This is a genomic window from Spirosoma luteolum (assembly GCF_054778875.1).
On the sequence record NZ_BAAGZE010000007.1, the window covers coordinates 109,119 to 124,780 of the forward strand.

Here is a 15,662-nt window from a genome sequence, read left to right on the forward strand (position 1 = left end):
CCATGAGTTACGATGGCGGTACCACCTGGACGCTGATGAGCCACAACCCCCAGGCCGTCAGGGTCGTCAGCCGCATTGGGCAGTCTATTGTTTCAGCCAATCGGTCAGGAGCCGTGGCTACCGTCTACTGGAGTCGCGACGGGGGCGAGAGCTGGCGAACTTACGAACTGTCGCAGCCCCAGCGACTCAACGGCACTGTTTTCGTCCGGCAATTCAGCCCTCAGCACGTGGTGGTGGTTACCGAATACCTGATCAGTACCACTACCGACGGCGGGCGCAGCTGGTCGTCCCGACCTGTGGTCTGGCCGGGACGGCAGTTTTACAAGCTGCTGATGCTGAGCCCAACGGTGATGTACGCCTTTTTTCCGCTCGATGGGCGGGGGCAACTGGTGAAAACGACCGATGGGGGCCGAAGCTGGATAACCCTGTCGACTCCGTTCAATCCAACCAGTAGCCTGTCGTTTGCGGACGAAAACACGGGGCTTGTCGGTAGTACCAATCCGGGCGACTATTTCAGAACCACCGATGGGGGAAAATCCTGGGAGAGGACACCAATCTCTATCGATGGTCAACTGGTCAGTCCGACTACCCCACAAATGATTAATGCGTCGGTGGCTTATGTGTGGGAAAGCGAACGTATGTTCAAGACGACGAACGGCGGCCAGACCTGGCAGCAGGTGGATCTGTCCGCTACCCGACTGCCCGTTTCAGCAGGTCAGTTTATCCACAGCTGCATGTTTAGTAGTGAAGCAGTGGGTTATCTGAATCGTAATGGCCAGCTGTATAAAACAACCACGGGGGGCCAGTACTGGACGTCGATGGGAAGCATACCCGCTCTCAACGGATATGCACAGATTACGGCTGACAGTTCATTTATTTTTTTATCAGACAACTATTACGGTGAATTGGGCAAGCTGCTGCTGCGGCCGGTTCCACCCAAGCCCCACAGGCCCATCGGCAAAGCTGTTGGCTGTCTGGGCGTTCAGCAAACCTACCAGATTACCAGTCAGGATGCGTACTCCTACGAGTGGCGTTTGCGGAGTGGCGGGCAGCTGACGGCCAATCGCGGTGTAGCTACCGTGGCTGTAACTACACCCGGCACCTACACGCTTAGCGTCCGATCGGTGGATGAATGCGGTACCAGCGAACAGCAGGTGATCGAACTGCCAGTACGTGTGCGCCCTGCTTCACCCCGCTGGGAAAAACAAACCCTGGAGGCTTGTCCGGTTATCCCGGCTCCTTACCAGGTAAGTGGATCCGAATCGATGCGGTATGTGTGGCATATCGGCGACAGTTTGCTGACCGATGTTTACCTGCCAGCCACTGAGCTGCGCTGGCCGCTGCCAGGTGGGCGCCCTTACGTGTTATCGGTGCAGGCTGATGACGGGTATTGTTTAAGCGATCCCCTGTCCAGTACCGTCGTAGTCAAAACGTTGCCTGATAAACCCCGTTTGCAGCAGATAAGCGCCACCGAACTGGGATCCGACCCAACCTCAAGCGTCCAATGGGTTTTTGGCGGTCAGCCAATTCCCGGTGCAACAGGCCCGCGGTATAGCCTTAACCAGGGAACGGGCTACTACGCCGTTCGGTCGGTAAATGAGTGTGGTTATACCCAATCAGACTCCCTCTTTTTCATTGTTACGGATTTGCCAGCGGGCACACCCGGTACAGTTCTGTTATACCCAAATCCCGCGCATCATTCGGTGCACGTTTCGGTAACCCAGGCAGCTAATCGGCCAATGGCCATACAACTAACCACGTCGACAGGCCAGCCTGTACTGCGTCGCACGGTTATCCACGGCCGTGGCCTCATAGAGGAAGAAATCGATGTAAGTCACCTCCCGGCTGGCGTTTACCTGATTTGCGTTGGCGATGATGAGCGGCAGGCTGCGTACAAACTGATAAAACAGTAGTCCCGATACCCCGGCGCCTGACTATGAGCCGTAGTCGACTTTTTTATGTGCTATAGATCAAAGCTCTGATCGGTCTGCTTTGGGGGTATACCAAAAGCCAATTTTGATGGTCTAGTGGTTGAGGATCAACTCGGTTGAAACAGGTCAACGCAACGTGTCAGGCTCATTATGGGGATTGATGGTCGTGCACACCTTGGCCAATCCGGTTCTGACACGGAAAGTGTGTGTATCTGAGTTTCATTTTAGGCTGGAAAAGGGTGACAGACTGTCACCCTTTTTTATAGTATTACTTGTACTGAAGCTAAACCAGTCGCTGTAACTAAATCCCTTGCACCAGGTTGGTGCACAAACAGCCAATTGGGGAAATGATAATCATCGGACTCGTTACGAGTGAAAGATCAAAAGCCGCGCTGACAGGGGAGGGTAGACGCGTTTGCACTTAAGATAGTTTGTCAACAAGAACAGATTGACAGGGGTAATGAATTGATAATGAATTATATATGAGTGAAAATGAAAAGGGTGACAGACTGTCACCCTTTTCATTAGCCCGCTTTGGCTTTTTCGAGAAGCCTTATCAAGGCGTCGCACTGACTACCAAAATCGACCGCGCCTGGGTCCAGTTGGCCTACCATGGATTTGATTCTGGCCACCAGTTTGCCGGACCGGCTTTTGACAGCAGGGGGTGGGGGAGTAGACTCTCCTGTTAGAGCAGTCTCCCCAGGTATGGACTTGCTCATAGCCGCTAAGTCGGCAGAGGTTAGCGGGCCTGCGTCCACCATCGTACTGCGGCCAAGTTCGCGTATGAAATCTTTAGGGAGCTTACGGGCACCACTCAGCACTTCCTGGCGCAGTTCGGGTTCCAGCCGGTCTATACCCGATGCGTATTCACTGTCTCTAAGAATAGTGCGGGAAGAAACGCTGAATGTTTCAGCCAGTTTATCTTTGGTACGTTTCTTTGGAGCCACCTCGGTGTGGGAGGGCGTGTCACTGGTAGTGGGCCGGCCGGCGTCAAGTTTTTCATTTCTGTACCGAAGACCCCGTAGGTAAGACATCTGCTCGGGGGTGAGGTTTCGACGACCCAGCTGATTGTCAATCATGAATTCCCGAACGGCCTGCATCGTCTCGAAATCCTTGAGGGCGATCCGAAAGTCGATGCCGCCGGCGGTGCATATTTCGTAGCGGTTATGTCCGTCGATGAGCACGTTGATGGGATCGGGCTTGTCCGAATTCTCAATGACGCCCTGCGTTGTCTGCCAGATCAACAGGGGCTCCCGGCACCCTTCCTGATGAATGTTCGCCGAAAGTTGCTCGCGCTCGCCAGTCAGTAGGGGAGGAATCAGCGCTTTGAGTTCTGGTAATACGACGATACTGGCCTTGACCTCATCCAGCATGGACTGCATCAGGTTAGCCGTGTTTCGGTGCAGGGAAGGCGGCTGGCCTGTCGATGTTTTAAATTTCTTCATGTGGTCTAGGCAGTATGGTTGGCAAGCACTTCATCAGCCAGCGCCTGGTAATCAGTGGCGCCCGTCGAATTAGGTTTGTACTCAAAGATATCCTGACCCACGTATTGTGATTCGGCCAGGGCGATGTTCTGTCGAACCTCCGTCTTGAAAAAAGGCTGTCCTTTCAGATCGGCACGTACCTGGCCCATCAGTTCGCGGTGCAGCACCAGCTGCGGATTAACCCGCGCCATCACGATCCCCTCTATACGCAATCTGGCGTTGAACGATTCCTGGATATCGTGGATTAGCTCCAGCAGGTTGTACATGCCTTTCACGGCCGATGCTTCCGGCTCCAGCACCACCAGCGCTGCTGAAGAAGCGACCAGCGCCGAGTACGTAAAGATGGTCAGCGAGGGCGGGCAGTCGATCAGAATGTAATCATACTGAGTCAGGAGGGGAGCAATTGCATTCCGGAAGCGAAGTACACCACTGGGCGTTTTGGTTAGTTCGGCCTCCGCCCTGGAAAGTTCCAGATCACTGGGGACCAGTTCGTAGCCGGGTTTCAGGGGCAGAACGGGCAACGATGCGCCCTGCGTCAGGGCATGAAGCAACTGCTGTTCCGGGTTGTGTACACCCAGGCTCTGGGAGAGGTTGCCCTGCGAATCCATGTCAATCAGCAGTACCGATTGCCCTCGATTGGCCAGTCCTTTTCCAAGGTTAATGGTGGTGGTAGTCTTACCGACCCCCCCCTTGTGATTCACAATGGAAAGCACGACCGCCCGGTTGGTCAGAAAATCGCTGATACCATATTGTTTCAAGACGGGCTCCAGCGCTTTCAGATGGGGTTCAGACAGCTTACGCAGGCCATTGACGGCCTTGGTGAGTGTGCCGGTAGGCAGACCCGCTTCTTTATTGATGCCCGTTTGCGAAAGGGTAGGTTTTTTCTTTAAAAACCGGACTACCTCATCATTAGTTAGCATGATTTGAATTTTTGTCCTAAATCTATGGCATTTGACCGAGATATAAGCGCATTTGTCTTAATTGTAGGTCAAAAAAGCCGTGTTGAGGTGCTGTACGTCACATTGAATGCTAGTCTATACCTTACGCCTGGCGCTGGCCCGGCGCTCTGGCTTACAGACAGCCCTTGACAAAGGGGGGAAGGGGGTAATCGCAAAGGCACAATACAAACCAAGCAAACGGGTAAATAAACGGTGGCGAATTGACTATTTTTGCTAATTGATATGACAAAACTAAGTAAAGCCTGCTCTGCTGGCTTATTGGCGAGCGGTTACGGTCTTAATTTATGGTTTGGATTGTGCCTTTAGCCCTAAAAAATGGTTTAGATTGTGCCGTTCAGGCTGATATGTAGATGCAGCCTTTCAATATAAAACTTTTTAAAACAGGCAATTAACAGCCTGTCGGCAAGACAAAGACCGGCAAAACGAGTAAAACGCACCCGTCTATTTTGTATAATAGATTAATCGCCGTTTTTCCACCATTTTTACCCGTTTTTTAGATTATTTAATGTGTCTGATTACTTAGTTTGTATCAACAGCATTTTTTTATAGCTTGACTATCAGTTACTTAATGGCTAAAGGCAAGACAAAGACCGGTAAAGGCAACATGGACACACATCCATGTTGCCTTTACGCTTCTCTGATGACCGATCGGCAACCAAAAAACCGATATTTACCCCTTTTATTGACTATTTTCAGTATATAATATAATTATTAATATAAGGTGGTAGGGTTTATGATAGCTGGTGCCATACTTCATAGCACCGATACCGGTTTTTATCTTGCCTTCAAATAACCCATTCACATCGATCAGAATGCCCTCGTTGCCGACAATCTGCCGGCTCTTGTCGACTCAGCCTACCACTTCTTCGTTGAAAAAACGCATGACGAGCTAACCCGCCGGATTCATTTCCTGATCCTGAGCCGGATTCATGCCGGTGAGATCAGCGCACCTTTTGTAAACGTCAATGGGGAGATCAGTTTTATGGTTTCGTTCGACAGGGCCGATTTATATCCGGCCGGTTCTCACCTGTTCGACTACAGTGCGCCCAACGATGATAAGACGTTTTCTATCCTGTGGGGCTGCTCTGGTGGGAGTATCAGCGTAAGGGACAAGCAGAAGAATCATACGGGTCTTGCCCTGTTCCGAACCTTGAGGCTCACCAACGGTACACTGAACTATGAAATAGCTGAGCCGGTGATGACCGTACTAAAGGCGATGCAGGCCGATCTGACTGCGCCCGATCGGCCACTGGGCCTGGGCTAGCTGAGATGGTTGGGTTAATCGGCATACGGAACTTGCTTAATTCAGGTCTGTATTAAACTTCCTTGTTCACAACTTTCACGGCATCGATTTGCCTGATTAAAAATCTTGCTGCATTCTGCTGATTATAGAATTATTAATCTCAATGAGCAATTCCTGATGGGTTTCAAAGAAAGCACCGATGATTGCATCAGCTAGTTGTTGTTTCGTTACCCGGCGACCTTAATGATTGCCATATAGAACGACGCGATCCAGAGTAACATCGGATACACCGTTTATCCGCATCTGTTTGGTATGGGCGCTTGATCGGGTACTAGCGGAGACAATGAACTGCTCGACGAACGCGTCCATTGAGCCAGCCGTCAATGGTTTGGATGAGGACTTCGACAGGTTAGTGAAGCGCGTGCCGGCTTGGGCGACAAACACGGATCGTCATCGGCTATCTCTTTAGAGGAGGCATCCACGTCCGCTTTAGCTTCCGCAGCCGCTTTCTCCTGTTCTTCGACCTCCTTACCGATATCCAACGTTTTCATAAAGTCAGACAGGGCATTGCTGGATTGGCTGGCAGCACGGGTAGCCTGAACCATCGCCGTGTGATTGGGTTGTTTAGCCATTGTCGTGAGCGAATTTTAATTAGACGACGTAATACCATTTGCGCCGAACAATTCATCAAGCAATTCATCCAGTTCGGGGTCAGAATGAGGAAACAGCGTCGACCGGTTTCGTTTAGAACGTGTTGGGGAATTACATTTGGTAAAACGTTTCAATTCGTTGTAACATGATCTGGCTATTGGCTAGATACAGCCAGCTCACCGAAGATGATACGGTATGCTCGTAATCTTTGACAACCCGCCGGAAATGACTCGTCCAGACAATGCTGCGCTCCACGACCCATCGTTTGGCCACCGGCACAAAACCACGCGCTGATTCAGGCCGGGAGGCTTTCTCAAACTCGATACTCCAGTTGGCTAGTTCAGTCGCGAATACCCCATTATACGCTTGGTCGCCAAAAATTTTCTCCAGCCGTTCACCTGCTCGCCAAAGGATCGACACAACAAGTGATTTAGCGAGTGGACCGTCGGCTTGATTGGCCGCATCTACATCCGCCAGCCAGAGTCGTCCCTGAGTATCCACGACGAAGGTCCGTTTACGCCCGTTGACTCGTTTGTGTGGGTCGGTGCCCCAGTAATTATCAATCAGTGGCGATAGCTTAACCGATTGTGAGTCAATACATAATGCTGAAGGATATGCTTCGCGATCGGCATTGAGTCGATCTAATTGATTTAAAGCCGCATTCATCTGCTCGAAGGTGCCCTGAGCTTTCCATTGGTCGAAATAGTAATACACGGCCTGCCAGTGGGGCCAATCAGGGGGCAAGTTTCGCCACTGACAGCCTGTGCGGAGTAGCCATAAAATTGCGTCGACCATTCGTCGAAGATCATGTTTGCGCTTGCGCTGAAGATCAAAAAAGGGCGATATTGTCGTCCACTGGTAGTCAGTCATCGGACCGCCGAAGCGGTGGTTGCCACTGAGAAGTCATTATTTGTAAGCTTAGTCGCTACAAAGTTGACCTGACTACCAGCTTTTTGAGATTCCCCAATATGCTCTTAGCTTCACTTATCGGCGTAATAAAGCGGTTTGTAGATATTGTTTCTCTGCATGGCAGATGTTCGGCGACAGGATGCAGAGCGAAAGGTTAGATTTTGACAGCCCAACCGTTTATGTGTGTAAAGGCTCGTTCCTCGCCATCAACACATGAATGTGTTGGGTGGCCCGTACATGCAAGTTTATAGTACTCATAGTGGTCGACAAGATAACTAATCGATAGTGAGTGTTTTTTTCTTGGCGTTTCGCATCTTGGTCGACAGGTCAATATCCTTTGGACAGCACGCTTCGGTTGGTTTGCTACGTACCTAGCGACAGGTAAACTACTTGTGGACAGCACTAAAATATGGGTGTTGGCCGTCATGCCGAAGTCCCTTGGACAACAACACGTACTACAGATGGACCATGAGAAACAACTTCTGACAAAAGAATGTACATGGAAGAAATAGTACGTACTGCCAATATTAATTTGTCCTCTATTTTAGCTTGTAATATATAGCCCTAATTAAAGGGTTACCACATCAGTAAATTTTTAATATGGCAAAGTCTACATTCTGGGACGTTATCGAGCGAACAATCGAAAAAGTTGGTACACCATTATCATCCACCGAAATCTGGAAAAAAGCAAATGAGCTTGGTACAATAGGCGACTTTACAACCACAGGTAAAACTCCTTGGGCAACAATTGCTGCATATTGCTACACAGATATTAGCAACAACGGTGATGGTTCAACGATTATTCAGACAAGCGGAAGACCAGCACAGTTTTTCTTAAGAAAGCTCGCTCACACTATTGATGTTCAAAAAGTTCAGAAACAAAAGGATACAGAGGAAGCGAAAAAAGATAAGATAGAGACTAAAAAATTTCACGAAAGAGACTTACACTCTATTCTGACTTCATATACTTACGGCGATGGGCACTTTAAAGCAAACCTAAAAACTATTTATCACGAAAGTTCGTCTAAAGCTATAAAAGGGCAGAATGAGTGGCTACATCCAGATCTAGTTGGCGTATATTTTCCGTTTAGAGACTATAAACCAGAAACTTTAGAAATTCAAAACTATCTATCTATTACTTCAATCAAATTGTTTTCTTTCGAATTAAAAATATCTTTAAACTTTGGTAATTTAAGACAATCTTTCTTTCAAGCTGTCTCAAATTCAAGTTGGGCAAATGAAGGATATTTAGTTGCTTTAAATATTGATGACGACCCAACGTTCAAAGATGAAGTTAGGAGGCTAAATAACGCATTTGGAATCGGCATAATCAAATTAAATACTGAGAACGTATTCGAAAGTGAAATTCTGTTTCCGTCACGAATAAATCAGGAAATTGATTGGGATACTGTGAACCGACTTGCAAATGAAAATTCTGACTTCAGTGATTTTCTCAAATTAATCACCGAGGATTGTAAACTCGGCAAAGTAAAAAGCCAATATGACAAAGTATTAAAGCCTGAAGAATTAACAAAGCACATTAAAGAAAAAGGAATGAATGATAAGTGAATAACCACTCAGTAGAAAGCCTAAGAACGTGTTTTGAAATTATGCTTGGTTTGTGGCTGGCAAACGCTGCAACATAAGCTGTATGCTGGCTAAACAAAGCCAGCATACCGAAGAAGATGTGGTGTACTCATAGTCCTTCACCAACCGACGGAAAAAATTAGTCCACGCGATGGATCGTTCTACGACCCATCGTTTGGCGATGGGAACGAAGCCACGGACCGATTCGGGTCGGGAAGCTTTCTCAAATTTAATGCTCCAATCAGCTAACGATTCTTTGAATACGCCATTGTAAGCCTAGTCGCCGCAGATTACTTCTAATCGTTCACCGCATCGCCACAGCACATGGCCAATCAACTCGACTGCCGCCGGTCCGTCGGCCTGGTTTGCCCCTTGTAACCCAACCATCCAGAGCCGCTTGCGTCTATTAACGGCCTTGTGGACATATAAGCCGCGTGCTTGGCTACCCATTGGGGCTATCTTAATCGATTTGTAATCAATGTAAAGTAACGAAGGGAATGCTGCCCGGCCAGCTCGGATTCGGTCGGCCTGATTCAAGGCGGCATTGAGTTTTTCGATGGTTCCGTCGAGTTTCCTGCGATGGAAGTAGTAGCAGATGCTTTGCCTGGGCAGGGACTCGAATTGCAAATTGCGCCACTGCGCGGGCGGCCCCGTGACATCCCGTGCGGAGTTGCCACAGCAGAGCGTTGACAATAGGGCGGAGATCATATTTTCGTTTGCGCTGAAGCAGTAAAAAAGGCGAACCGGGTCGCCGGAGCGATTGCCGCCCACTGAGAGTCAGTTAGTGGGCTCCACTGATGAGTCATTGTTTGTAAGCTTGCCGGGCCGCCGGGCGGTCGCTACAAAGATGACCTGATTCTCAGGTTTCAACTATTCCAAAAGGCGCTCTTACTCTGCACGAAAAAGTATATTACCATTTAAAAAATAATTAGCAATAGATTGTTTGTGTTAAGTTGCATTATACTTATTATTGAATGTAAGAACAGCCAGTAAGTTAAATATCTATTTACACCATAATCTTATGGATCTATTACAAATTGTTAATGCTGTTTCACCTCCGTTTTCCGAGATTAAAAAAGAAGTGGAGGAGCTACGTAAAAATTACCCGTCGAAAAGTAAGAGCGAGCTAGCCGAATTATACGGAAACCGCATTCGAACAAAGTACACGTCGATAGGAGTTACTTCAGCCTTACCCAGCATAATTCCGGGGTTTGGTACCGCAGCCCAAGCGGCAGTCGAGCTGGGTACCATATCAGCTGACTTAGCCTTGATGTTCAGGTGGATGGGAGCGATTTGCTATGGAACTGCTTTTATCTTTGGCAAGGATATTGAAGCTGAATTCGATCAGGAATTCATAACTGTACTCGGCTTGGAAAGTGGCGCAATAGTCGTATCAAAAAACTTAGCCGCAGTAATTGGTGGACAAATTGCCAAAACTCAGTTCAAAAGGCACTTCCCGAAAAAAGTGTTGGGACAAATTAATAAAGTTGTAGGAGTACGTCTACTTACAAAATTTGGTACAAAACGAGGTAGCATTGCGCTTGGTAAGCTTATACCGTTTGGGGTAGGAGCTTTGGTAGCGGGGACTATGAACTATTTTACCATAGACAACTTCAAGAGAGAAGCGATTAAATACTTTGGTTCGGATGATAACACGGAATACGCCTTAGTAGAATAAACAACAGCAAAGCGCAGCCGAATTCAGATATTAATGCAACAGGCGTTTACCATGAGTTACCCTAGAATTTGGCATATTGCTTGGTCGCAATCTTGAATTCAATGTACGGCAGGCGAGTAGTGTAGTGTGGGCACGTACACATTTATCGCGTATTTCATACGTTTTAACTCACAAGTGCTTGACGCGCCGTAAGATAGACTCAGCAGCTTTCCTTCCAGTTTCAGCGGCTCCGTTCATATAGCCTTGAAAACTCCCACTGCAATGCTCACCGGCAAATAAAATGTTGCCCACCGACTGCGACTCTATGCCTCCAATACTCGTAACCTGTCCTACTTTGTAGCAGGCATATGCCCCCCTGGCCATCAGATTGTTGTTCCAGTTGTAAAAACCCTTTCGGCTTCGGTCGGCCGCCTGCGCTATGCCTGGATAAACAATGTCGCATTCAGTCAGATAAGATTCGTATTGATTGATCGTTAAATTTTTGCCCTTGTCAGCACCCAAAAACAAGCTATAACCACCAGGTCCGGCGTTGCCGTTCTGCATCTGGCTACTGTCCCATCCGTTATGGACTCGATTGCTTAGTACATAACCTGAGTAGCCCTGGTGCCGCCAGACCCGATCCGAAACCCCAATAAACATTTTTGATTGAGTACCATAGCCCAGTTCTTGAATACACTGCCGCTTACGCTTCGGCATGTCAACCTGCAGTTCTACATTTCGTAGGACGGAAAAGGGTACAGTTATAATGACGACGTCTGCGTTTGCACTTGTACCATTGTCAAAGCTGAGCGAGTAACCGGAGCCGGTAGCTGCCAGTCGGGTCAGCAAATGTTTAGCTCGAATTTCACTTTTAACGGCCGAGTATAGCCCCTGTATAAGTCGCTCATTGCCACCAACGACTTTGTAGCGTTCGTCGCTGCTGCCGTAGATTTCAAAACCGTTCGATGTATCAGTGCTCAGTGAATTTAGCAAATTCAGGCTTGACTGATCGCTCGACGAAATGCCCAGCTCGCTGGTGAACGAGGTAGTCAGCAACTCATATAACCACCCTGACAAACCGACCCGTTGCAGATAAGCATCAACAGAAAGGTAGTCTAGTTCCGCCGTTGCAGTTTGTTGAGAACCTGAAGCCGTCCGAAGCCTCGCAACATCGCGCTGAATCCGGGCCGCCACTGGACCGAACGCCTGAATGATGGCTTGCTCCGAGTAGCGTTGCCCCCCGATAAAATAGTCGCGGCTAATAAGGTTTCTTTCCTGGGGCGTTTGAGTGTCTAGCAAGGACAAATTGAATGTGCGACACAGGTTCAGTATGTCATCATGTGTGCTATCAATAAACTCGCCACCTATTTCCGTAATAACTCCATCGGCTACCAGATCCTTGGCTGACAGAACCCGCCCCCCCAAACGGTCCTGCGCTTCGTAAATTGTAGCTGTAAGACCTGACTTTTCCAAATAATAAGCGGCTGTCAAGCCAGCCATGCCCGCCCCAATAATGGCGATGCGCGGTTTTAGATTTGAACGAACGGGGCGACACTTCGTTAGAAAAGGCAGCATTCCGCCTGCCAGCAACAAACGTGAACTGTCCCGAAAGAATACACGGCGAGAAAGCGCTTTCTCAGGACTTAAAGCGCTTCCTACGGATATTAAACGAACGATGGAAGGTACTCGACCTATACCCATATGTCAAAGAGTAAAATTAGCAGTACGACAACAACATTCTACGTTGTTTAACAACGATTGTCATCGCATGCCGTTACGGAGAAACATAGTTGCCTGCACCTAACGTTAACACGGGAGTCTTTGATTTGAAGCGGTTATACCAATACACAGCACCTAATGCTACCGGTATAAATATAGTCAAGGTTAGAAGGAGAATTGCAGGTTCGCCAGATACTCCACATTGGTTATTCATCCATGTTTCAAGCCCTGTCATCCAACTTGTAGTGCGAGACATAGTAAATATTTCTTTAAGAACAGAAAATATAGAAACCAAACTTATAAAAAAGCCTAAAACTTCGACCGTTTTCTGATAACTGCTTTGTCGAACATTTCGTAATTGATCAATCATAATGTCAACTTGCTTCAGTTTTTCCTGAGCAGCCTGTAAGCCGTTTTCGATACCTCGATGAGAGGAGCCATAATCATACAGGTCTCGCTCGGTTTTGTAGTGAAACACGTTCTTCAGGTAATCGTCGTTCAACAGGTCGTTAACGTAGTTTCTCTGGCCCACAAACAGTTCAGGCTTGACCTTAAACGCTTTTTCACCAGTCTGTAAATCCGACAACAAGCCATCCAACATATCATCGGCGTCCAGTAACACGGACTCATTATGCGTTAGAACGGCATTGGGTATGATTAAATACGGACTGGCTCCAAGAGTGTACCAAGCTGAATTCAGAACACTGTCCGTTTGAACATGATATGAGGTCAAGGCTCCTCTGTTAACGGTTAGAAAGCTAAACTTTTTAGCGCTAACCGGGCGCGGAGTGAGCGTATCTTCTATCTCTTCAAACCCCATTCGATCATAATCAAAAATACCAAGCGTTGTCCCACAAAGCATTTTAGCCACGTCTTCTCTAAACACCGTTTCGCTACGCCAGCCGGGATCGTCTTCCTCCTCTTTGGAAATGCTTGTCGTATCTGTATCTGTCTTTATTGTGTAGTACAGATCATTGAACAGATTTGATAGGTAACGCTTCCAACCGTCTGGGCGCTGTTTATTGTTTGTGGTAAGATCAATAAAATCATCGCTCATGTCCACTTGAACAGTCCCGGTTTTTACGTTTTTGTAGGTGACCTCCTCGTCAAAAATAGTGCTATTGTCGATGATGGCATTATTTCGCTCATCGCATTTAAAAGAAAGGCTATGAACTTCATTTCGACGATAGCCTCTAAGCGAGAGTTCATAATGAACGTCAATCATCGAATACTTCCCAAAAAAGGCTTTGTGTAAAGGACGAAAATGATTGGCTGCTTCATCAACCGATCCACTTTCTTTTACTTGGATTGCCGAGTCGTAATCGCAGACCAGAAAGCCAATTTTGTCAAGTAATTCTTTATGTTTATCGTCTAACGATTTATTTTCCTGCGAACCGGTAAAAAATTTACTAAGCTTGATAATGATATATTCGTTAATAGGCAATTCGTCGCAGGACGAAAAGGATAAGTTCCATACCCTAACATTGCTCCGATCAAAATATGTATAACTAACCGCCAACCGCAGCGGTATGTATTGGTACTGTCTGTCAGATTTGCGCTGATAGCTATACGGAGTAGGTTGTTCATAACATTGCACTATATCCATCTGCTCTTTCCTGCCTTCCGAAGTAAACGGCATACTTGCGGGGAACCGAACAATCACATACTTATCGAACAGAAAGCTTTTTGTAAAAAAGGGGGTGTTGAACTGATTATGGTACGAAAACAGATCTGTTTCAAAGGAGTGACACACGGGACAGTACATCAGTTCAGGTTGTATGGTAGGTCGCTCGGACTTTATACTACTTTTACCTGATCTATCCTCAGATGAAGGATCAGGCAGCGGTTTAACAAAGTGCCCATTTTCCTGGGTCAATCGGTGGCTGGTCACCTTATAGTAATCTTCATCGACTAGGACATGCAGAGTAATAGAGGCTCGTTTGAAATTGAATTTGGGATCTTCCGTTTTTGGAATTTCTGATAGATAGATTAGTGCGGTTCCTGTGTATGCATTTTGCAGCAAGTCGGTAAACATGTCCTGTAAGATATTTTTGCCATTTCCGGAAGAAGGGTATCCTTTAAGTGTAAATCGTTTCTGCTCTAAGTCAGGAGCTTCGATAAACTTCTGCATGTCGATAGAAACAGCATTTTCGGCATCATGTGTAATCACCTTGCTGATGGTAGCCAGCGTGTCTATATCTTCTTGGAATCGAACCTTACCGTATTTATCTTTATCATCATCCTGATTTTTGTCAAGCCCTTTGGCTAATTCCAGAACGAAGGTTATTATAGTTAAGACAGGTACGTACATAGACCCAGTTGCACTGAACTGGGGAAAAATAAGAAGTAAAAGATTTTTGACCGGGGGTTTTCCCGCTCCGATGGGTGGTTGTACGTAGTCGAAATCAATTCGTTTTGCCCCTAAGTCCCTGAAAAAATTAAGTCGTTTATGGGGTGGCATCGAATCCTTAGCCGTCAGTAAGGGATTATTCGATTCAAAGAAGACAGCCTGAACTCTTTTCGGTTCATCCTTCTCTAATGTTTTGCTGGCATAAGTATTGGTGAAATACTGGATAAGGTTCGGCAAGCCTTCACCTTCATCTGTAAGCAAAATTTCAGCTAAACCTTTACTTTCATTCTTATAGCTAATTTTAGTCCTTCTCCAGTCAGGGCTAACGAAAACGTACGTGATTAAAGCACACTTACTTATTGGATAGTATTCAACAATACATCCGGCTGCCAACTCCCGCTTGTTCTCTAAATCTATTAGTTCGAGACACAGCAGATGTGTGAAGGGATCAGGTCGGTTCACTATTATGTCAGCAGCGGATGGTTCCACCGGCATTTCAGTGATTCTGCCTTTTATTTTCTCAGGTCCTTCTCGTTCATCTTCGTCAGGAAAGTTGGCTTCATCGACGTAAAGCGTAAAGAAATCGTTAACGAGTTGCTGATTTGCTTCCAGATCCCTTTTGCTCAAAATTTGAGTGATCTGAGTCAGCTTAACTATTGCCTCCTTTTTAGGTGTGGTAGTCGTAGTCATTACTATCCAATTAAATGCTTCGTCCGAAATATATCCAAAAATTGTTGGTTATGGCCCTGAGAGTATGTTTTTGAAGGTGCTGCCTTACCAGTACATATCTACTCACTGGATGATTACGAACTACTCCGACGGCGTTGTGCTATCTGACCTCCCCCCGCAAAACTAGACCGTTTTGAAGCAGAGAGTTAGGACGATTTGGATGTGACCTGTTCCCACCAAACTGGACCGGTTTAAAGTAGAGCGTTCGGGCGATTTGGGTAGCTCAACCCGCTCGTGATGGCGACCTACCAGAGTCGATGTTATGTAGACGCGCTCTGCAGGTATTTATATGCTATATACTACTAAATGCTCAGGTCAGAAGCGTGAGCTTCTGACCTGGAAGTGGTGCGGAAGTGGTGCGGAAGTGGTGCGGAAGTGGTGCGGAAGTGGTGCGGAAGTGGTGCGGAAGTGGTGCGGAAGTGGTGCGGAAGTGGTGCGGAAGT

The 15,662-nt window shown here is 47.2% G+C and carries 11 protein-coding genes; 4 read left to right on the forward strand and 7 right to left on the reverse strand.

The genetic code is table 11. From position 1 onward, the window contains the following. Window positions 1–2 precede the first annotated feature (2 nt). Complete coding sequence (locus ACYVAC_RS13980; RefSeq protein ID WP_461098311.1) at window positions 3–1,913, forward strand: YCF48-related protein; 1,911 nt, start codon at window positions 3–5, stop codon at window positions 1,911–1,913. A 542-nt stretch (window positions 1,914–2,455) separates the two neighbouring features. On the opposite strand, the gene ACYVAC_RS13985 is transcribed toward ACYVAC_RS13980, so the two are convergent. Both ACYVAC_RS13985 and ACYVAC_RS13990 read right to left on the reverse strand, forming a co-directional pair. Next, entirely contained in the window at window positions 2,456–3,376 is a 921-nt protein-coding gene (locus ACYVAC_RS13985; protein ID WP_461098312.1) for a hypothetical protein, read from the reverse strand. 5 nt (window positions 3,377–3,381) lie between these two features. Then, the gene (locus ACYVAC_RS13990) at window positions 3,382–4,335 is read right to left on the reverse strand and encodes a ParA family protein (protein WP_461098313.1); all 954 of its coding nucleotides are present in this window, start codon (window positions 4,333–4,335) and stop codon (window positions 3,382–3,384) included. A 1,021-nt stretch (window positions 4,336–5,356) separates the two neighbouring features. On the opposite strand from ACYVAC_RS13990, the gene ACYVAC_RS13995 reads away from it, so the two are divergent. Beyond that, a complete protein-coding gene (locus ACYVAC_RS13995; protein ID WP_461098314.1) occupies window positions 5,357–5,638 on the forward strand; it encodes a hypothetical protein in 282 nt (93 codons plus the stop codon). A gap of 359 nt (window positions 5,639–5,997) precedes the next feature. On the opposite strand, the gene ACYVAC_RS14000 is transcribed toward ACYVAC_RS13995, so the two are convergent. Together ACYVAC_RS14000 and ACYVAC_RS14005 are read right to left on the reverse strand one after the other, a co-directional pair. Further along, entirely contained in the window at window positions 5,998–6,249 is a 252-nt protein-coding gene (locus tag ACYVAC_RS14000) for a hypothetical protein (protein WP_461098315.1), read from the reverse strand. Between the two features lie 130 nt (window positions 6,250–6,379). After that, window positions 6,380–7,138, reverse strand: a complete 759-nt coding sequence (locus ACYVAC_RS14005) for an IS5 family transposase (protein ID WP_461098316.1) — start codon at window positions 7,136–7,138, stop codon at window positions 6,380–6,382. Window positions 7,139–7,777: 639 nt separating this feature from the next. On the opposite strand from ACYVAC_RS14005, the gene ACYVAC_RS14010 reads away from it, so the two are divergent. Further along, window positions 7,778–8,746, forward strand: coding sequence for an HTH domain-containing protein (locus tag ACYVAC_RS14010; protein WP_461098317.1), 969 nt, complete (start codon window positions 7,778–7,780; stop codon window positions 8,744–8,746). Window positions 8,747–9,040: 294 nt separating this feature from the next. Here ACYVAC_RS14010 and ACYVAC_RS14015 read toward each other — a convergent pair whose 3' ends face one another. Further along, on the reverse strand, window positions 9,041–9,472 hold the full coding sequence (locus ACYVAC_RS14015; protein ID WP_461098318.1) for a hypothetical protein: 432 nt from the start codon (window positions 9,470–9,472) through the stop codon (window positions 9,041–9,043). A gap of 313 nt (window positions 9,473–9,785) precedes the next feature. On the opposite strand from ACYVAC_RS14015, the gene ACYVAC_RS14020 reads away from it, so the two are divergent. Next, a complete protein-coding gene (locus tag ACYVAC_RS14020) occupies window positions 9,786–10,442 on the forward strand; it encodes a hypothetical protein (RefSeq protein WP_461098319.1) in 657 nt (218 codons plus the stop codon). Window positions 10,443–10,610: 168 nt separating this feature from the next. On the opposite strand, the gene ACYVAC_RS14025 is transcribed toward ACYVAC_RS14020, so the two are convergent. Together ACYVAC_RS14025 and ACYVAC_RS14030 are read right to left on the reverse strand one after the other, a co-directional pair. Further along, the gene (locus ACYVAC_RS14025) at window positions 10,611–12,122 is read right to left on the reverse strand and encodes a flavin monoamine oxidase family protein (RefSeq protein WP_461098320.1); all 1,512 of its coding nucleotides are present in this window, start codon (window positions 12,120–12,122) and stop codon (window positions 10,611–10,613) included. Between the two features lie 73 nt (window positions 12,123–12,195). Further along, window positions 12,196–15,180 (reverse strand): hypothetical protein, encoded by a 2,985-nt coding sequence (locus ACYVAC_RS14030; protein WP_461098321.1) that lies wholly within the window; start codon window positions 15,178–15,180, stop codon window positions 12,196–12,198. Window positions 15,181–15,662: the final 482 nt, after the last annotated feature.